The organism is Glycomyces amatae, assembly GCF_020991375.1.
GTDB lineage: Bacteria > Actinomycetota > Actinomycetes > Mycobacteriales > Micromonosporaceae > Glycomyces > Glycomyces amatae.
In genome coordinates this window covers 1-17,717 of the sequence record NZ_JAJLQZ010000025.1, presented here as the reverse complement: position 1 = coordinate 17,717, position 17,717 = coordinate 1, and the positions used below count along the sequence as shown (strand labels likewise).

Genomic DNA, 17,717 nt, shown 5'->3' with positions numbered 1-17,717 from the left:
CGAGTATCGGTACGCTGTGACAGAGCGTGGCCGACTCCCCATCCTCCTGGAGTCGAATTGAAGATCCTGCTGCTTGCGTCCGCTTTCAACGGTCTCACCCAGCGCGTGTGGTGCACCCTGCGAGAGCAGGGGCACGACGTCGGCGTGGAACTGGCCCCGGCCCACCCGACGCCGGAGTCGATGACCGCCGCGGTCGAGCGGATCGACCCCGACCTCATCCTGTGCCCGTTCCTGAAGCACCGGGTCCCCGAAGAGGTCTGGCGTCGCTGGACGACCGTGATCGTCCACCCCGGCCCCGTGGGCGACCGCGGACCCTCCTCCCTCGACCACGCCCTGCTCGGCCGGAGCCCCCGCTGGGGCGTCACCGCGCTCTCGGCGGTCGAGGAGATGGACGCGGGCCCGGTCTGGGCCTCCTTCACCTTCGACGTCCCCGAAGGCGTCACCAAGAGCGCCCTCTACAACAGCCGCGTCGCCGACGCCGCCATGGACTGCGTCGCGGCCACCGTCCGCAAGGTCGCCGCCGGGGAGCGGCCCGTGCCCGTCGACCGGCAGCCCCGCGCGGTGCCCGGCACCGGCGAGCTCCCGCTCCTGCGCCGCCCCGCCTTCGCCCTCGACTGGCGCGCTCCAGCGACCGACCTGGCCCGGCGCATCGCCGCCGCCGACGGCGCCCCCGGCGCCCCCGCCGAGATCAACGGCCGCACCTACTGCCTCTTCGACGCCGCCGCCACCGAGGAGCACACCGGTGCCGAACCCGGCACCATCGTCGGCCGCGACTGCGAGGCCCTCGCCTTCGCCACCGGCCGCGGCACCCTCTGGGTCGGCTACGCCGCCCTCCTCGAGAAGCGGCGCGGCCCCAAGCTCCCGGCCGCCATGGTCCTCGACGCCCGCCACGCCGCGTTCAAGCCCGCGCCCGCGGCCATCAGCGAGACCGCCTACCGCCGCGAAGGCGACATCGGCTACCTCACCCTCCGCTCCTACAACGGCGCCATGCACACCGAGCAGTGCCGCCGCCTCACCGGAGCGGTCGAGAAGGCCCTCACCGAGGACACCCGCATCCTCGTCATCACCGGCACCGAGCACGCCTTCTCCAACGGCATCCACCTCGGCGTCATCGACGCCGCGGAGGACCCCGCCGCCGAGGCCTGGGACAACATCAACGCCATCGACGAGCTGTGCCTGGCGATCGCCGAGGCCGACCAGCTCACCGTCGCCGCGTTCTCCGCGAACGCCGGCGCCGGCGGCGTCATGACCGCCCTCTGCGCCGACGTCACCGTCGCCCGCGACGGCACCGTCCTCAACCCGTACTACGACATGGGCATCTTCGGCTCGGAGCTGCACACCTGGTCGGTCGCCGACCGCGTCGGCGAGGACACCGCCGCCCGGCTCCTGAACGACAACCTCCCGATCTCCGCCGCCCACGCCGCCCAGATCGGCCTCATCGGCGCGGTCGGCCCCCGCGACTGGAACGAGTTCCAGCGCTGGCTCCGCGCCGTCGCCATCGGCTACAACGAGCCGGTCACCCGCGGGCGCATGTACGCCGCCAAGGCCCGCCGCCGCGCCGATGCCAAGCCCCTGTCGTACTACCAGACCCTCGAGCTCGCCGAGATGGCCCGGGACTTCTTCGACGACCGCCACGGCTTCGACGCCCAGCGCCGCGCCTTCCTCGCCAAGGCCGCGCCGACCGAGACCCCCGGGAGGCTGCGTTTCGCCTGACCGGCGGGGGACAGGGCTTGCCAGTCCCGCGACTGCGTTGACAGGCGGCGTCCCACCTGATGGACTGTTCTCATGTTCGAAGAAGGACAGTACTTCGCGCCGGTCAACACCGACGCCGACGGCACGGTCGTCGTGGAACTGGGTGAGAACCACCCGGGCTTCGCCGACCCCGAGTACCGCGAGCGGCGCAACGCCATCGCGGGACTCGCAATGAAGTGGGAGCCGGGCCTACCCATGCCCGAGGTCTCCTACACCGACACCGAACACGAGATCTGGCGCCTGGTCAGCGCCGAACTCGCGGTCAAGCACCAGGCCCTGGCCGCCCGCGAGTACCTGGAGGGCGGCGAGCGGCTCAAACTCCCCGCCGACCACATCCCGCAGCTCCACGAGGTCTCCGAGGCCCTCGAACCGCTCACCGGGTTCAGCTACCTGCCCGCGGCCGGGCTGGTGCCGCTGCGCGAGTTCTACGGGGTGCTCTCCGACGGGAGGTTCCACGCGACCCAGTACATCCGGCACCACTCGGTGCCGCTCTACACGCCCGAACCGGACGTCGTCCACGAGGTCATCGGCCACGCCAACGCGCTGGCCTCACCGCGCTTCGCCGCCCTCTACCGGGCCGCGGGCGAGGCGGCCCGCCGCGTCCACTCCGAGGACGCGCTCGAGTTCGTCTCCCGCGTCTTCTGGTTCACCCTCGAGTTCGGGGTCATGAGCGAGAAGGACGGCCTCAAGGCCTACGGGGCGGGCATCCTCTCCTCGTACGGCGAGATCGACGAGTTCCGCGACATGACGATCATGCCGCTCGACCTCTACGCGATGGGCACCATCGACTACGACATCACGCACTACCAGGACAAGCTCTTCGACGCGGGATCGATGGAGCAGCTGGAGGACGTGGTGGGGGAGTTCTGGGAGACCTGCGACGACGAGTCGATCGAACGCCTCTTGGCCGAGGGCCGGTAAGGAGCCGGTCCGAGCACCGCTCGGCACCGGCCCCGCCCGAGCGGGCTCCCGAGCGCGAACCGCGCTCGGCCGAGCCCCTCGGCGCAAACCCTGCTCGGCCGGGCCTTCTAGTGCAAACCCTGTTCGGCTGAGCCTCCTAGTACAAACCCTGCTCGGCTGAGCCTTTCAGTACAAGCCCTGCTCGTACTTGGGCCCGTACTTGTCGACCAGCTCCTCGTAGGTCTGCTCGATCACCTGCGTGTCCTTGACCATCCGCGCGTGCGGGGGCAGGGCTTCGGGCGTCCATGTCTCGGGCTTCCAGATCCCCGAGCGCATGGACGCCTTGCCGCAGTGGAAGAAGATCGTCTCGATCTCCACCACCAGCGCGAGCACCGGCCGGTGGCCCTTGACGACCATGTCCTCGAAGAAGGGCGCGTCCGAGACCACCCGGGCGCGCCCGTTGATCCGCAGCGTCTCCCGGCGGCCCGGCAGCAGCGAGAGCAGCCCGACGCGCGGGTTCGCCAGCACGTTCCGGTAGCCGTCGACCCGGTGGTTGCCCTTGCGCTCGGGGATGGCGACCGTGGCGTCGTCGAGCACGTGGACGAGCTTCCCGGCCGGGTCGCCCTTGGGGGAGGCGTCGCAGTTGCCCTCGGCGTCCGAGGTCGCGATCACGCAGTAGGGGGAGGCCGCCAGCCAGGCCCGGTCGTGCTCGTGGAGCGTCGCCCGCTCCTTCTGCGCCGCCTGAGGCATCACCTCGCCGACGATCTCCCGCAGCCTCGCGGGATCGGTCACTTCGGTCCACAGGCGATTGTCGACTGTATCCATATGGGCCCCTTCGGGAGAGACGGCCGTTACGACTCGATGCTACCCCCGTCGGCGCCGGATCCCGACCGTCGCTCGTCGGCGTCCGCAAGCGCGTGCCGCACCGCGTAGCGGACGGTCCAGTACAGGACGTAGAAGCCGACGGCGGCGAGGAACAGCAGAAGGAGGGTGTCCATACGCGCATCCTAGGCGGCCGCGCGGGCCGCCGCGCGACACGAGCGCCGCCGCTCAGCGCCGCCACATCGGGACCAGCTCCGGCCCGCCCCCGGGCAGCGCGATCGGCGCGCCCGCGGCGGCGAACCCGGCCCGCTCGTACAGCCGCGCCGAACGCGCCGTGCTCGCCTCCAGGTACACCGGCAGCCCCTCCTCGTCCGCGAGCCGCAGCCGCTCGGCCAGCAGCGCCCCACCCGCCCCCTCGCCGCGCAGCCAGGGCACCGTGGCGATCGAATGCAGGTGCAGGTGCGGGAAGTCCCGCGGGTGCGCCGCCGCCACCGTCCGGGCGACCAGCGCCGCCCGCTCCAGCACCGCCAGGCCGTGCTCCTCCGCGGCCGCGGCCAACTCCTCGGCGTCGGCCTCGATCCGCTCGGCCGAGTCCACCCGGACCCACACCGACACGGTCCAGACCTCCCCGCCCCCGCCCGCGAGCCACACTTCGTCCCGCTCGATCGCCGCCGCGACGTACGCGGAGAAATGCGCCTCGAGCAGCTCCGGCGGCACCTCCCCGGACCCCATGACCCAGGCGTTGACCGCCTCGTCCGCCGTGGCGGCCGCGTACGCCGCCGTCACCGCCGCCGCGTCGCCCGCCCCGGCCCTGCGCACCGTCACCGTCCCCATGCCGTTCCCCTTCCGCGTGAACCCCGTTCCGAACGAGACGAACCTAGCTGCGGAAGAGTAGAAGCACTATTATTACGTCACACCTTCCACGCGTGACGAAACGAGGCCGCCATCGCCGCGTGCGCCGTCTGCGGGACCGCGATCGCCCCCACCGGGCGCGGCCGCCCCCGCCGCTACTGCTCCCGGGCCTGCCAGGCCCGCGCCTACCGCGCCCGCAGGCGGGCCGCCCCCGAACCACGCCCGGTGCGCACCGGTCCCCTCACGCCAGCCCGGATCACCGCCGCCGCGATCGCCCTCGCCGACGCCGAGGGCCTCGAAGCGGTCACCATGCGGCGCCTGGCCACCGCCCTCGGTGTCGCCACGGCCGGCCTCTACCGGCACTTCTCCAGCCGCACCGCCCTCGTCGCCGCGATGGCCGACACCGCCGCCGGAGCCTCGCGGCCGCCGCCCGCCGCCGTCACCGGGTGGCGCGCCCGCCTCGAGCACGAGGCCCGCGAGGAGTGGCGCCTGTACCGCCGCCACCCGTGGCTCCTCCGCGTCCTGGCGACCACCCGCCCGCCCCTGGAGCCCGGCGTCCTCGCCGGGGCCGAGCGGTCCATCGCCGCCGCCCGCGACGCCGGCCTCCCCGCCTCGCGGGCCATGGCCGCCTACCTGGCCGTCTCCGGCCTGGTCCAGGGCCTCGCCCTGCTGCCCGCGGCCGAGCTCGCCGCCGCGGACTCGGGCCCGACCATCGAGGAGTGGTGGCGCCGCGAGGCCGCCGGCGCCGTGGCGGCGCTCGCCGAGGCGGGCGGCCTCCCGCACCTGTCGGACCAGTTCCCCGCCGCGCCCTTCGTCGAGTTCGACGCCCTGTTCGAGTCCGCGCTGGCGACCCTCCTCGACGGCGTCGCAGCGCAAGTCACACCTCCCAACAAATGAAACCTCCTTCCCACTTGTCGGCACCCGCCAGTACCCTTGACCACGTGTCTGAGAAGAGCCTGTTCCTCGATGTCCTGAGCCGCCGCGTCGTGATCGCCGACGGAGGCATGGGGACGATGCTCCAGGCCTTCGACCCCACGATGGAGGACTACGACGGCCACGAGGGCCTCTCCGACATCCTCTCCCTGACCCGGCCCGACATCGTCCTGGGCATCCACGACGCCTACCTCGCCGCCGGGTCCGACTGCGTCGAGACCAACAGCTTCAACGCCAACTACGGCGGCCTCGTCGAGTACGGCATCGAGGACCGCGCCCGCGAGATCGCCCGCGCCGCCGCGAGCCTCGCCCGGCGGAAGGCCGACGAGTACGCGACCCCCGAGTGGCCCCGCTTCGTCCTCGGCTCCATGGGCGGCGGCACCCGCCTGCCCACCCTCGGGCACGCGCCCTTCGCGCTCCTGAGGGACCACTACCAGGAGTGCTCCGCCGGCCTCATCGAAGGCGGCGCCGACGCCCTCCTCGTCGAGACCGCCCAGGACCTCCTCCAGGCCAAGGCCGCCGTCATCGGCGCCAAGCGCGCCAACGCCGACCTCGGCACGAACGTGCCGGTCATCGCCCAGGTCACCGTCGAGACCACCGGCACCATGCTCGTCGGCGGCGAGATCGGCGCGGCCCTGACCAGCCTCACCGCGCTCGGCATCGACGTCATCGGCCTCAACTGCGCCACCGGCCCGGACGAGATGAGCGAGAGCATCCGCTACCTCTCGCGCCACTCGCCCGTCCCGATCTCGGTCATGCCCAACGCCGGCCTGCCCGTCCTCGGCCCGAACGGCGCGGTCTACCCGCTCACCCCCGAGGAGCTCGCCGACGCCCACGAGGAGTTCGTCGGCAACTTCGGGGTGAGCCTCGTCGGCGGCTGCTGCGGCACCACCCCCGACCACATCCGGGCCGTCCGCGCCCGCCTCGGCGGCGCTCCTCAGGACCTCGCCGCGCCCCGGGAGCGCACGCCGGTCCTCGAAGCGGGCGTCTCCTCCTCCTACCACCACGTCCCGTTCCGGCAGGACGCCTCGATCCTCAACATCGGCGAGCGCACCAACGCCAACGGCTCCAAGGCCTTCCGCGACGCCATGCTCGCCGCCGACTACGACCGCTGCGTCGAGATCGCCCGCGAGCAGGCCGGCGGCGGCTCCCACCTGCTCGACCTGTGCGTCGACTACGTCGGCCGCGACGGCGCCGAGGACATGCGGGTCCTCGCCTCCCGCTTCGCCACCGCCTCCACGCTCCCGATCATGCTCGACTCCACCGAGCCGAACGTCGTCGAAGCCGGCCTCGAGGCCCTCGGCGGCAAGTGCGTCGTCAACTCCGTCAACTTCGAGGACGGCGACGGCCCGACCTCCCGCTACCAGCGGATGATGCCGCTCGTGGTCGAGCACGGCGCGGGCGTCGTCGCCCTGTGCATCGACGAGGAGGGCCAGGCCCGCGACCGCGACTGGAAGGTGCGGGTCGCCGCCCGCCTCATCGACGACCTCACCGGAACCTGGGGCATGAGGATCGAGGACATCTTCGTCGACGCCCTCACCTTCCCCATCTCCACCGGCCAGGAGGAGACCCGCCGCGACGGCCTCGAGACCATCGCCGCCATCCGCGAGATCGCCCGCCTGTACCCGGGCGTCAACTTCACCCTCGGCGTCTCCAACATCTCCTTCGGCCTCAACCCGGCCGCCCGCCAGGTCCTCAACTCCGTGTTCCTCCACGAATGCGTCGAGGCCGGGATGACCAGCGCCATCGTCCACTCCTCCAAGGTCCTGCCGATGGCCTCGATCCCCGAGGAGCACAAGCAGGTCGCCCTCGACATGGTCTACGACCGCCGAGCCGAGGACTACGACCCGCTCCAGAGGCTCATCGAGATCTTCGACGGCGTCAGCCTCGCCGGCTCCAAGGAGGCCCGCGCCGAGGCCCTCGCCGCCCTCCCGCTCGGCGAGCGCCTCGCCCAGCGCATCATCGACGGCGACAAGAACGGCATGGACGCCGACCTCGACGAGGCCCTCACCGGAGGCCGGCGCCCCCTCGACATCATCAACGACCACCTCCTCGAGGGCATGAAGGTCGTCGGCGACCGCTTCGGCGCGGGGGAGATGCAGCTGCCGTTCGTCCTCCAGTCCGCCGAGGCCATGAAGTTCGCCGTCGCCCACCTCGAACCCCACATGGACAAGGCCGACAGCACCGACAAGGGCACCATCGTCCTGGCCACCGTCCGCGGCGACGTCCACGACATCGGCAAGAACCTCGTCGACATCATCCTGTCCAACAACGGCTACACCGTCGTCAACCTCGGCATCAAGCAGCCCATCAACGCCATCCTCGACGCCGCCGAGGAGCACGGCGCCGACGTCATCGGCATGAGCGGCCTGCTCGTCAAGTCCACCGTGATCATGAAGGACAACCTCGCCGAGATGATGGCCCGCAGCCTCCACCGGCGCTGGCCCGTCCTCCTCGGCGGCGCCGCGCTCACCCGCGCCTACGTCGAGGACGACCTGCGCGAGATGTTCGAAGGCGGCCAGGTCCACTACGCCCGCGACGCCTTCGAGGGCCTCGACCTCATGAACCGGGTCATGACCGCCCGCCGCACCGGCGTGCCGATCACCGACCCCGAGAAGGAGGCGAAGATCGCCCTGCGCCGCCAGCGCCGCGCCAAGCAGGCCACGATGGTCGCCGAGTCCCTCCCGGACCTGGACGACACCTCCGTGCGCTCCGACGTGGCCGCCGACGTCGAGGTCCCCGTCCCGCCGTTCTTCGGCTCCCGCGTCGTCAAGGGCGTCGCGCTGGCCGAGTACGCGCCGCTGCTCGACGAGCGCGCGACCTTCCTCGGCCAGTGGGGCCTCAAACCCACGCGCGGCGACGACGGGCCCTCCTACGAGGAGCTGGTCGAGACCGAGGGCCGCCCGCGCCTGCGCTACTGGCTCGACCGCCTCGCCACCGACAACGTCATCGAGGCCAAGGTCGCCTACGCGTACTTCCCGGCCTACGCCGAGGGCAACACCCTCGTCGTCCTGGACGAGAACGGCCACGCCGAGCGCGCCCGCTTCACCTTCCCGCGCCAGCGGCAGGGGCGGCGCCTGTGCCTCGCCGACTTCTTCCGCGCCAAGGACGGCGGACGCCTCGACGTGCTCGGCATGCAGCTGGTCACCTTGGGCGCCAAGGTCTCCGAGTACACCGGCGAACTGTTCAAGGCCAACGCCTACCGCGACTACCTCGAGGTCCACGGGCTCACCGTGCAGCTGACCGAGTCGCTCGCCGAGTACTGGCACCGCCGCATGCGCCGCGAGTGGGTCCTGCCCGGCGGCGGCACCGTCGGCGACGCCGACCCCGGCGACCTCAAGGGCCTCCTCGACGTCGACTTCCGCGGCTGCCGCTACTCCTTCGGCTACCCGGCCTGCCCCGAGCTCGCCGACCGCGCGACCCTCGTCGACCTCCTGGGCGCCGACCGCATCGGCGTCGAACTGTCCGAAGGGGACCAGCTCCACCCGGAGCAGTCCACCGACGCGATCGTCCTCCACCACCCGGAGGCGAGCTACTTCAACGCGAAGTGACCCCGGGCGGTGCCCGGTGCCGTTGGGGCGCCGGGCACCGAACCCGCGGCCGCGTTCACCGGCCCGCCGCCCGCCCGGCACCATAGGGCCATGTCGCACGAACTCGTCGCCTATCTCGGCGTCATGGACGCCGGTAAGTCCACCCTGGCCCTCCAGTACCACCACTCGCTCGGCGGCGAGGGCGTCGTCTACACCTCGATGGACCGCGGCGGCGAAGGCGTCGTCTCCAGCCGCCTCGGGCTCAGCCACGAGGCCAAGGAGGTCAAGCCCGGCTTCGACATCTACGACGACCTCGCCGCGATCAAGCCCCCGTACGTCGTCGTCGACGAGGTCCAGTTCCTCGAGGCCCCCAAGCAGATCAACCACCTCGCCGACGCCGTCGACGGCCTCGACCTCGACGTGTACGCCTTCGGCCTCAAGACCGACTTCCTCGGCAGGCTCTTCCCGGCCGCGCAGCGGCTCATCGAGCTCGCCGACCGCGTCGAGGAGCTGCCGGTGCGCGTCAACTGCTGGTGCGGCGGTCGCGGCACGCACAACGCGCGCGTGCGCGAGGGCGTCATGGTCTTCTCCGGCGACGTCGTGGAAGTCGGCGACATGGACTCCTACACCGTCCTGTGCCGCCGCCACCACCGCGCCGGACTCGCCTGAGGCCGCGCTCCGCCGTGCGAGCCCGCCGCGCCGTGCGGGCCCGCCCGGCGGCTCCGTCCCACTGCGCGAGCCGCCCCGCCCCGTGAGCCGTCCCGCGACCGCACCTCGCCTTGCGGGCCGCCCCGCAGCTCCGCCGCACGGTGTGAGCTGCCCCGCGGCTCCGCCGCGAACCGGGCTCCGGCAACCGCGACGCCCGTACTGTTGACGGCGTGACTGATCGACCTACGCCTGCGTTCCCGCAAGCCGTGCTCTTCGACATGGACGGCACCCTCGTCGACTCCGAGCGGGTCTGGGACACCGGCATCGAGGAGCTCGCCGAACTCCTCGGCGGCAGGCTCGACCCGGCCGTCCGCGCCCGCATGGTCGGCACCAACGAGGACGCCTCGGTCCTCATGCTCCTCGAGAGCCTCGGCCTCCCCCTCAGCGAGGCCCCCGCGCGGCTGCTGTGGCTGCGCAGGCGCATGAAGGAGCTCTTCGCCGAGGGCGTCGACTGGAAGCCCGGCGCGCAGGAGCTCCTCCTCGAGGCCCGCGCAGCCGACGTCCCCACCGCCCTGGTCACCTCGACCCCGCGCGAACTGGCCGAGATCATCATCGACCAGCTCGGCCCCGGCAACTTCGACATCACCATCTGCGGCGACGAGGTCGACCAGCGCAAACCCCACCCCGAGCCCTACCAGACCGCCGCAGAGAAGCTCGGCGTCGACATCAGGCGCTCGGTCGTCGTCGAGGACTCGGTCTCCGGCGTCGGCTCGGGCCTCGCCTCGGGCGCGGTCACCCTCGCCGTCCCCAGCGAGGTCGAACTGCCCGCCGACCTCGAGGTCCTGCGCCTGGACACGCTCGAAGGCGTCGACCTCGCCTACCTGCGCACCCTCGCCGACGCCTAAACCCGTTGACCGCCCGGCCCGGCTGCACCAGTCTGTCCGGATGCCAGCAGCTTCCGCAGAACCGAGCCACGCCATCGTCAAAGCCCTCGCCGACCCCGAGCGGCTCCGGGTCTTCGCCGAGATCGTCCTCGCCGACCCGGGGCTCGGCGTCGCCGAGCTGAACGCCCGCCACCCCCGCGCCGAACGCGCCCTCATGCGCCTGTTCGAGGCGGGCCTGGTGGTCCGCGAGGACGGCAGGGTCCGCGCCGCCCCCGACGCGTTCCGCGACGCCGCCGCGGCCGCCCGCGCCGCCAGGCCCGACGCGCCCCCCGGCGTCGCCCCCGAGATCGCCCAGCTGTACTCGAACGGCCGCATCAGCGCCCGCCCGGTCAACCGCCGCACCCGCGTCGCGCTGCTCAAGGACCTCGCCGGGCGCCTCTTCGCGTTCGACCGCGTCTACACCGAGCGCGAGATCACCGAGGCGCTGGCGGCCGAGTACGACGACCCGCTCCAGCTGCGCCGCGACATGATCGACGAGCTCCTCCTCGAACGCACCGACGACGGCGGGGAGTACCGCCGCCGCGAGGCGCCCCCGATCTGAGCCGCCTCTAGCAGGCGGCGACACCGGACCGCGGCGCCAGCGCGTCGCGGTTCGCGTCCCCCCACACCTCCAGCGGCTCGAGCGCCTCGCTCAGCGACACGCCCAGCGGCGTCAGCGAGTACTCCACGCGCGGCGGCACCTCCGCGTACAGCTCCCGGTGCACGATCCCGCTCGCCTCCAGCTGCCGCAGGTTCTCCGCGAGCACCTTCTCGCTCACCCCGTCGAGCTTGCGCCTGATCCGCCCGAACCGGACCGGCCCCTCGGCGAGCACCCACATCAGGTGCATCTTCCACTTCCCGCCGACGACGTCGATCGCGATCGACATGCCGCAGGTTTGATCTACGTCACTCGCTGCCTGCATCGGACCCCTCCCGGCCATATTCCGAACCTCGACGTAAGCAACCCCACCTGGAGGTGCGGTCTTGCGAAGCCTACCCGCGGCGACCGACCATGGAGACCGCCGAGGCGACCAAGAACCCACCACTTCCTAAGGGGCGCAACATGTCCGATCACAAGTCCGTCACCGTCATGGGGCTCGGCCCCATGGGCCGCGCCACCGCCCGCGTCCTCCTGGAGGCCGGCGTCGACGTCACCGTCTGGAACCGCAGCCCCGGCAAGACCGAGGCCCTCGCCGAACTCGGCGCCAGGCCCGCCGCCACCGCCGCCGAGGCCATCGCCGCCAACGACACGATCCTGCTCTCCCTCATCCACTACGACGCCATGTACGGCGTCCTCGAGCAGGGCGACCTCGCCGGCAGGACCGTCGTCAACCTCTCCTCCGACTCCCCGGCCAACACCGCCAAGGGCGCCGGATGGGTCCTCGACCGCGGCGCCCGCTTCCTCACCGGCGCCTACATGACCCAGAGCGACGACATCCGGCACCCCGCGTCGCACCTGTACGTCAGCGGCCCCCGGGACCTCCACGAGTCCCTCCGCCCCCTGCTCGAACTGCTCTGCGCGAACGAGTACCTCGGCGCCGACTACGGGCTCGCCCAGCTGTACTACCAGGCGGAGCTCGCCATGTTCCACGCCTACCTCGCCTCCCTCCAGCAGGCGCTGGCCATGATCGAGCGCTCCGGCGGCGACATCGACACGTTCGTCGCGCTCAGCGAGGACGACGCCGGCAGCCGGCGCGACTTCACCCGCTACTTCGCCGGAGCCGCCAAGCAGGGCGGCTGGGACGACCTCGCGAGCCTCAGGATGATGCACGCCGGCGCCCAGCACGTCATCGACGCCAGCGAGGACGCGGGGGTGGACGCCGCCCTCACCAGGACCATCCAGGACTACTACCAGCGCGCGCTCGACGCCAGCGAGAAGGCCGGGGAGACCGTCCCGGTCTACCGCGTCTTCCGCGGCGACGCCGCATAGGAGCACGCCATGCCGCAAGGCAGCCTCACCGTCCTCGGCCTCGGCGATCGCCGCGCGCCTGCGCCGGCGCGGTTATGCGACGACCGTCTGGAACCGCATCATCGACCGACTCACCATCAACCCGTAAGGAACCACGTCATGACGAACCCGACCGCAGCAGTCCTCGGCCTCGGCGCCATGGGCTCCGCCATCACCGCCTGCCTCCGCGACACCGGCCACGCCACCGTCGTGTGGAACCGCACCGCCGCCAAGACCGAACCCCACGCCGAAGCCGGATCCCGCGCCGCCGCCACGGTCGCCGAAGCCGTCACCGCCGCCGACGTCGTCCTGGTCGTCCTCTTCGACCACGCCAGCGTCCGCGAGCACCTCGAACCGGTCGCCGCCGAACTCAAGGGCCGGACCCTGGTCAACCTCACCACGACCACGCCCAACCAGGCCCGCGCCACCGCCGCCTGGGCCGCCGAGCACGGCCTGACCTACCTCGACGGCGCGATCATGGCGACCCCGGACATGATCGGCACCCCCGCCTCCCGGCTCCTCTACTCCGGGGACCGGTCCGCCTACGACACCGCCCGCGCCCTGCTGGAGACCCTCGGCGCCGCCGACTACCAGGGGGAGGACGCCGGACTCGCCTCGCTCAAGGACATGGCGCTCCTGACCGCGATGTACCAGATGTTCGGCGGGCTCTTCCAGGCCGTCGCCATGATGCGCACCGTCGGCGCCACCGCGGCCGACACCGCCGGCGAGGTCGGCGGCTGGCTCGGCGCGATCCTGCCGCACCTGGGCCGCTTCGGCGCCGAACTCGACAGAGCCGCCCACAACAGCGGCGACCACGACCCCGCCCGCGGCCAGGACGTCGACTTCGCCCGGGCCGCGGTCGGAGCGCTCATCACGGCCGCCCGCGAGCAGGGGGTCGGCGCGGACCTCCTCGAACCGCTCATGCGGCACCTCGACGAGCTCGCCGCCACCGGCCGCGGCACCGCCGACTGGATCAGCGTCGCCGACCAGCTGCCCATCGCCTGACGCGCCGCCGGGGGCGGGAGGCTACCCGCCCGCCCCCAGCAGCGCCAGCTTCTCGTACCCGTCCGTCCCCGGCGCCGCCGTCAGCGTCACCAGCATCTGGCCCGACCCGTCGGCCACCCGGAACTGGTCCTTGTACAGCTCGAACGGACCCACCATCGGATGGTCGAACCGCACCGTCCCGATGTTGCAGTCCATCACCTCGGCCCGCGCCCACAGCTCCGCGAAGTACCGGTGCTCCACCGACAGCCCGCCGATCAGCGCCACCAGCTCCGGATCGTCGGGGAACAGCGCCGACATCTTCCGCAGCTGCGCCACCGCCTCCGGCGCGCACACCGTCTCCCAGTCCGGGAAGAACGGGTGCGTGTCCTCGTCGAACAGCATCCGCACGAAGTTCGGCCCGCACTCCAGATCCCACCCGAACCCGCCGTACAGCAGACGCGCCAGCCGGTTCGAGGCCAGCACGTCCTGCCGGTGGTTCATGATCAGCGCCGGGAAGTGCTCCACCGCGGCCAGCATCGTCTCCAGCGACGGCCGCACCTTGGCGCCGATCCGCCGCGGACCCAGCCGCACGTTCCCCGCCAGCCGGTGCAGATGCGCCCGCGTCGTCTCGTCCAACCGCAGCGCCCGCGCCACCGCGTCCAGCACCTGCTCCGACGGCCGCTTCGCCCGCCCCTGCTCCAGGCGCGTGTAGTAGTCCACGCTCACCCCGGCCAGCAGCGCCAGCTCCTCCCGGCGCAGCCCCGGCACCCGCCGCCGGTCGTTGTCGGGCAACCCCACCTCGGCCGGGTTCACGCGAGCGCGCCGCGCCTGTAGGAACTTCCCCAAGTCCACGACGTCCTCGAGCCTGTGGACCCCGGTCGCATCAGATGACATCACTCGAACCTCCGCGGCAAGTATCGCCGCCGCGAAGCCCCGATGCCTAGGTCTGTCAGTCCTAGGGTCGAACGACCCCAGGTCGAACAGACGTCTGGCAGCCCCCGCGCATCCGCCGCACGATGGTCCGCATGAACATCCACATCGTCTACGCCCACCCCCACCGCGCCTCGTTCAACGCCGCCCTGCGCGACGAAGCCGTCGGCACCCTCGAAGGCCTCGGCCACACCGTCACCGTCTCCGACCTCTACGCCATGAACTGGAAGGCCGTCGCCGACTTCGACGACTTCGGCCCCACCGAGAACGAGCACTTCATGGCCGCCACGGCCGAGGCGTGGGAGAAGGGCACCCTGGCCTCCGACATCAAGGCCGAGCAGGAACGCCTCCTCGCCGCCGACGCCGTCATCCTCCAGTTCCCCCTCTGGTGGTTCACCGTCCCCGCCATCATGAAGGGCTGGATGGACCGGGTCTTCACCCACGGCTTCGGCTACGGCTCCTCCCGGACCTGGAAGCGCTACGGCGACGGCGTCCTCGCCGGCAAACGCGCCATGATCGTCGTGACCACCGGCGCCGCCGATGCCCACCTCTCCGACCGCGGCGTCAACGGCGACATCAACGACCTGCTCTTCCCGATCCAGCACGGCGTCCTCTTCTACACCGGCATGCAGGTCCTCCCGCCGACGGTGATCACCGGCGCCGGCTGGCAGTCCGACTACGCCGACACGGTCAAACAGCTCAAAGAACGCCTCGAGACCCTCGCCGAGACCGAACCGATCGCCTACCGCAGGCAGACCGACGACTACGACGAGCACAAGCGCCTCAAGCCCGGCCTCGAACCCGAAGGCACCACCGGCTTCGCCCTCCACACCGCCTGACACGCGAAGAGCCGGAGCGGCGCGAGGCCGCTCCGGCTCACAGACACGTCCAGCCGACGAAGGACGGGTCTACTCGAACGGGAACCTGTCCGCGAACGCGGGCTTCAGATCGTCCACCCACACGGCGGTCTCATCGAACTTCGCGTAGAACGGAACCCCCACGATCGCGGGGTCCCGCGCCTGGAGCATCCGCAGCGCGAACACCTTCTCGTCGCCGATCTGCACGACCCCGTCCACCGTGACCTTGCCCGGCGTGGCCGACATCGACGGGCCCCGCACCGTCCGGCACAGGCCCGAGACCCGGCTGAACGCGTCGCGGTAGATCTCCCAGGCCCGCCACAGCGGCACCGAGAAGTAGTCACGCGGACCGGTGTCCCGCTCCACGAACATGTAGTAAGGGACCATCCCCAGCTTGTGCTGGGTCCGCCACATCCCCTCCCACTGCTCCGCGTCGTCGTTGATCGTCCGGATCAGCGGCGCCTGCGTCCGGATCACCGCGCCGGTGGACCGGATGCGGCGCACCGCCTCCCGCACGACCTCCGACTCGAGCTCCTTCTCATGGGAGAAGTGCGCCATGAACGCCAGGTTCCGCCCGGACGCCACCACGCGCTCGAACAGCCGCAGCGTGTCGTCCGCGTCGGGGTCCGACACGAACCGCTGCGGCCAGTAGGCCAGCGCCTTCGACCCGATCCGGATCGACTCGACGTGGTCGATCTCCAGCAGCGGGTCGATGTACCGCCGCAGCACCGGCTCGCCCATGATCATCGGGTCGCCGCCGGTCAGCAGCACACTGCTCACCTCGGGGTGGTCCCGCACGTAGCCGGCCAGCTGGTCCACGTCGTTGTTCGCCATCTTCAGGTCGGCGATCCCCACGAACTGCGCCCAGCGGAAGCAGTACGTGCAGTACGCGTGGCAGGTCTGGCCCTGCTGCGGGAAGAACAGCACCGTCTCGCGGTACTTGTGCTGGAGCCCGGGGATCGGCTCCGCGCCGGCCTTGGGGACGTTCAGCGCCAGCTGCCCCGCGGGGTGGGGGTTGAGCTTGTACCGGATCCCGTTGGCGGCGGCCGTCACCTCCGCCCTCGGGGCGTCCGCCTTGAGCAGGCCGGCGATGTGGTCGACGTCCGCCTCCGGAAGCATGTCCTCCTGCGGGAAGACCAGCCGGAACATCGGGTCGTCGAAGGGGTGGTCCCAGTCGATGAGCTCATCGACCACGTAGGCGTTCGTACGGAACGGGAGGACCGACGCCACGGCCCTCGTTCGGAGCCGCTGCTCCTCGGTCAGCGGCGCTCGTTGGAGCAACTCGTCGAGATGCCGGATGGTGTAGGCGGTGAACCGCCTACCAGTGCTGTCAGGAGCAGTCACGAGAACTCCCTCCTCTTCGCGATATCGGTTTGCAACTGGGCAGGCAGGCCTGGCTACAAACAAGTGCGCGAAACCAACGTCCACCGCGCCGCTCGCGAACGGACCGCCCGCGTTCGGACCGTGGCCCTGCGGCCACGGATGGTGCATCCGATGCTTTCGCGCACACTGTGCGTGAATATGAAATTCTCAGCGTTTGTTGAGGACCCTAGCCCAGGGTCGCCTCGAGCGAGATCGGGACCGCCTTGAGCGCCTGGCTCACGGGGCAGGCGTCCTTGGTCTCCGCCGCGAGCCGGTCGAACTCGTCCTTCTCGATCCCGGGGATCACGGCCCGCACGGTGAGCGCGATGCCGGTGATCCCGGTGCCCGGCTTGAAGTCCACGCCGGCCTCGGTGACGATCTCCTCCGCGGTGTAACCGGCCTTGCCCAGGCCGGCCGACAGCGCCATGGAGTAGCAGGAGGCGTGGGCCGCGGCGATGAGCTCCTCGGGGCTGGTCTTGCCCTCCGGGTCGTTCGCGCGCGACGCCCAGGTCACCGGAGTGTCCGGCAGGCCGGACGACACGAAGCTGGTGACACCCCCGCCGTCCTGGAGTCCGCCGGTCCAGCGGGTGCGTGCATTGCGAGTGACTGACATGCCTTCTCCTTTGATCGGAGTTCCTTCGCTCGCAGGCTAACAGTCGGAGCGGGCCCCGGCAGAGCGTCCGCGGCGAGGGTCCGGTCCGTGGCGCGGAGGCCGCTCCGCTGAGGGTTCCTTGACGTCTTCCCAGGTCAGGCGTATCGTCAGAACTCGGGTGACCCCCCTGGTTTCGGCCCCCTCGAGGGTGTGTATATTTGTCTCTGCCCGCGGGGGAACGGAACGGCCGAGGAAAACGAAGCCGGTCCGGAGATCACGGAAGTACGCGACAGGCTTGAAGCCATGGCGCGGCCCGGATCGAAGCGCGGGGATCACCTGAGACTTTATAGAGGCTCAATCGCTTGTGACGAGGGTCAATCGACCCGGGTTAGACAGCGCGGTTCGAGACGAGTAACGTTGTTCGGGTTGCTCCGACTGAGGTCGAATCCTGATATGGATGGTTGCTTCTGTTGGCGTGTTGTTTGAGAACTCAACAGGGTGTTTGGATGGTCAGCGTGCGGGCTGATCGCTATTGGCTGGGCTAGGTCCTGGTGGTAGTTGATCGGTACTGTTTTTGACTGTCTTTTCCTTGGGGCACTTCGGTGTCCCGTAGAAAATCGGTCAGGACATGCTTCGACACATACCGAAGTCGCTGGGTCCTTTTGGGGTCTGGTGCGCAACAAG

17 protein-coding genes are annotated in these 17,717 nt (G+C 71.1%); 10 read left to right on the top strand and 7 right to left on the bottom strand.

Features of this window, described 5'->3' with window-relative positions; genetic code table 11:
• Positions 1-57: 57 nt before the first annotated feature.
• Positions 58-1,713 carry an enoyl-CoA hydratase-related protein gene (locus LO763_RS24970; protein WP_230790470.1) on the top strand — a complete coding sequence of 552 codons (1,656 nt, stop codon included), beginning with the start codon at positions 58-60 and terminating at the stop codon, positions 1,711-1,713.
• A gap of 72 nt (positions 1,714-1,785) precedes the next feature.
• Positions 1,786-2,673 carry a phenylalanine 4-monooxygenase gene (locus LO763_RS24965; RefSeq protein WP_230790468.1) on the top strand — a complete coding sequence of 296 codons (888 nt, stop codon included), beginning with the start codon at positions 1,786-1,788 and terminating at the stop codon, positions 2,671-2,673.
• Positions 2,674-2,838: 165 nt separating this feature from the next.
• Here the strand turns inward: LO763_RS24965 and LO763_RS24960 are convergent, their stop codons facing one another.
• Genes LO763_RS24960 through LO763_RS29475 form a run of 3 tightly spaced genes read right to left on the bottom strand, consistent with a single transcriptional unit; the run spans position 2,839 to position 4,308 of the window.
• Positions 2,839-3,477 (bottom strand): pyridoxamine 5'-phosphate oxidase family protein, encoded by a 639-nt coding sequence (locus LO763_RS24960; RefSeq protein WP_230790466.1) that lies wholly within the window; start codon positions 3,475-3,477, stop codon positions 2,839-2,841.
• Positions 3,478-3,503: 26 nt separating this feature from the next.
• Entirely contained in the window at positions 3,504-3,650 is a 147-nt protein-coding gene (locus tag LO763_RS24955; RefSeq protein WP_230790464.1) for a hypothetical protein, read from the bottom strand.
• A 52-nt stretch (positions 3,651-3,702) separates the two neighbouring features.
• Entirely contained in the window at positions 3,703-4,308 is a 606-nt protein-coding gene (locus LO763_RS29475) for a GNAT family N-acetyltransferase (protein ID WP_304608878.1), read from the bottom strand.
• 243 nt (positions 4,309-4,551) lie between these two features.
• On the opposite strand from LO763_RS29475, the gene LO763_RS24945 reads away from it, so the two are divergent.
• The 5 genes from LO763_RS24945 (at position 4,552) to LO763_RS24925 (ending at position 10,922) form a co-directional block, all read left to right on the top strand.
• A complete protein-coding gene (locus LO763_RS24945) occupies positions 4,552-5,223 on the top strand; it encodes a TetR/AcrR family transcriptional regulator (RefSeq protein WP_230790462.1) in 672 nt (223 codons plus the stop codon).
• Positions 5,220-8,810 (top strand): methionine synthase, encoded by a 3,591-nt coding sequence (gene metH, locus LO763_RS24940; RefSeq protein WP_439650319.1) that lies wholly within the window; start codon positions 5,220-5,222, stop codon positions 8,808-8,810. Before LO763_RS24945 ends, metH begins: the two co-directional genes overlap by 4 nt.
• 90 nt (positions 8,811-8,900) lie before the next feature.
• Positions 8,901-9,458: a thymidine kinase gene (locus LO763_RS24935; RefSeq protein WP_230790458.1), complete on the top strand. Its 558-nt coding sequence runs from the start codon at positions 8,901-8,903 to the stop codon at positions 9,456-9,458.
• A gap of 209 nt (positions 9,459-9,667) precedes the next feature.
• Positions 9,668-10,342 (top strand): HAD family hydrolase, encoded by a 675-nt coding sequence (locus tag LO763_RS24930; protein WP_230790456.1) that lies wholly within the window; start codon positions 9,668-9,670, stop codon positions 10,340-10,342.
• A 40-nt stretch (positions 10,343-10,382) separates the two neighbouring features.
• A complete protein-coding gene (locus LO763_RS24925; RefSeq protein ID WP_230790453.1) occupies positions 10,383-10,922 on the top strand; it encodes a DUF2087 domain-containing protein in 540 nt (179 codons plus the stop codon).
• Positions 10,923-10,929: 7 nt separating this feature from the next.
• On the opposite strand, the gene LO763_RS24920 is transcribed toward LO763_RS24925, so the two are convergent.
• Positions 10,930-11,283, bottom strand: coding sequence for a winged helix-turn-helix transcriptional regulator (locus tag LO763_RS24920; protein WP_369432082.1), 354 nt, complete (start codon positions 11,281-11,283; stop codon positions 10,930-10,932).
• A gap of 140 nt (positions 11,284-11,423) precedes the next feature.
• Between LO763_RS24920 and LO763_RS24915 the strand changes: the two genes are divergently transcribed.
• Positions 11,424-12,290, top strand: coding sequence for an NAD(P)-dependent oxidoreductase (locus tag LO763_RS24915; protein ID WP_230790449.1), 867 nt, complete (start codon positions 11,424-11,426; stop codon positions 12,288-12,290).
• Positions 12,291-12,299: 9 nt separating this feature from the next.
• A complete protein-coding gene (locus LO763_RS24910; protein WP_255672994.1) occupies positions 12,300-13,313 on the top strand; it encodes an NAD(P)-dependent oxidoreductase in 1,014 nt (337 codons plus the stop codon).
• Between the two features lie 21 nt (positions 13,314-13,334).
• On the opposite strand, the gene LO763_RS24905 is transcribed toward LO763_RS24910, so the two are convergent.
• Complete coding sequence (locus LO763_RS24905) at positions 13,335-14,186, bottom strand: helix-turn-helix transcriptional regulator (protein WP_230790445.1); 852 nt, start codon at positions 14,184-14,186, stop codon at positions 13,335-13,337.
• 131 nt (positions 14,187-14,317) lie between these two features.
• On the opposite strand from LO763_RS24905, the gene LO763_RS24900 reads away from it, so the two are divergent.
• Complete coding sequence (locus LO763_RS24900; protein WP_230790443.1) at positions 14,318-15,061, top strand: NAD(P)H-dependent oxidoreductase; 744 nt, start codon at positions 14,318-14,320, stop codon at positions 15,059-15,061.
• Positions 15,062-15,130: 69 nt separating this feature from the next.
• Here LO763_RS24900 and LO763_RS24895 read toward each other — a convergent pair whose 3' ends face one another.
• Both LO763_RS24895 and LO763_RS24890 read right to left on the bottom strand, forming a co-directional pair.
• The gene (locus LO763_RS24895; protein WP_230790441.1) at positions 15,131-16,423 is read right to left on the bottom strand and encodes a KamA family radical SAM protein; all 1,293 of its coding nucleotides are present in this window, start codon (positions 16,421-16,423) and stop codon (positions 15,131-15,133) included.
• Positions 16,424-16,628: 205 nt separating this feature from the next.
• Positions 16,629-17,054 (bottom strand): OsmC family peroxiredoxin, encoded by a 426-nt coding sequence (locus LO763_RS24890; protein WP_230790439.1) that lies wholly within the window; start codon positions 17,052-17,054, stop codon positions 16,629-16,631.
• Positions 17,055-17,717: the final 663 nt, after the last annotated feature.

Excerpts from the sequence above, each read along its gene's own strand:
- LO763_RS24910 (WP_255672994.1), top strand. The coding sequence starts at position 12,300 with ATGCCGCAAGGCAGCCTCACCGTCCTCGGCCTCGGCGATCGCCGCGCG.
- LO763_RS24960 (WP_230790466.1), bottom strand. The coding sequence starts at position 3,477 with ATGGATACAGTCGACAATCGCCTGTGGACCGAAGTGACCGATCCCGCG.
- LO763_RS24935 (WP_230790458.1), top strand. The coding sequence starts at position 8,901 with ATGTCGCACGAACTCGTCGCCTATCTCGGCGTCATGGACGCCGGTAAG.
- LO763_RS24890 (WP_230790439.1), bottom strand. The coding sequence starts at position 17,054 with ATGTCAGTCACTCGCAATGCACGCACCCGCTGGACCGGCGGACTCCAG.
- LO763_RS24920 (WP_369432082.1), bottom strand. The coding sequence starts at position 11,283 with ATGCAGGCAGCGAGTGACGTAGATCAAACCTGCGGCATGTCGATCGCG.
- LO763_RS24905 (WP_230790445.1), bottom strand. The coding sequence starts at position 14,186 with ATGTCATCTGATGCGACCGGGGTCCACAGGCTCGAGGACGTCGTGGAC.
- metH (WP_439650319.1), top strand. The coding sequence starts at position 5,220 with ATGAAACCTCCTTCCCACTTGTCGGCACCCGCCAGTACCCTTGACCAC.
- LO763_RS29475 (WP_304608878.1), bottom strand. The coding sequence starts at position 4,308 with ATGGGGACGGTGACGGTGCGCAGGGCCGGGGCGGGCGACGCGGCGGCG.
- LO763_RS24915 (WP_230790449.1), top strand. The coding sequence starts at position 11,424 with ATGTCCGATCACAAGTCCGTCACCGTCATGGGGCTCGGCCCCATGGGC.
- LO763_RS24965 (WP_230790468.1), top strand. The coding sequence starts at position 1,786 with ATGTTCGAAGAAGGACAGTACTTCGCGCCGGTCAACACCGACGCCGAC.
- LO763_RS24955 (WP_230790464.1), bottom strand. The coding sequence starts at position 3,650 with ATGGACACCCTCCTTCTGCTGTTCCTCGCCGCCGTCGGCTTCTACGTC.
- LO763_RS24925 (WP_230790453.1), top strand. The coding sequence starts at position 10,383 with ATGCCAGCAGCTTCCGCAGAACCGAGCCACGCCATCGTCAAAGCCCTC.
- LO763_RS24900 (WP_230790443.1), top strand. The coding sequence starts at position 14,318 with ATGAACATCCACATCGTCTACGCCCACCCCCACCGCGCCTCGTTCAAC.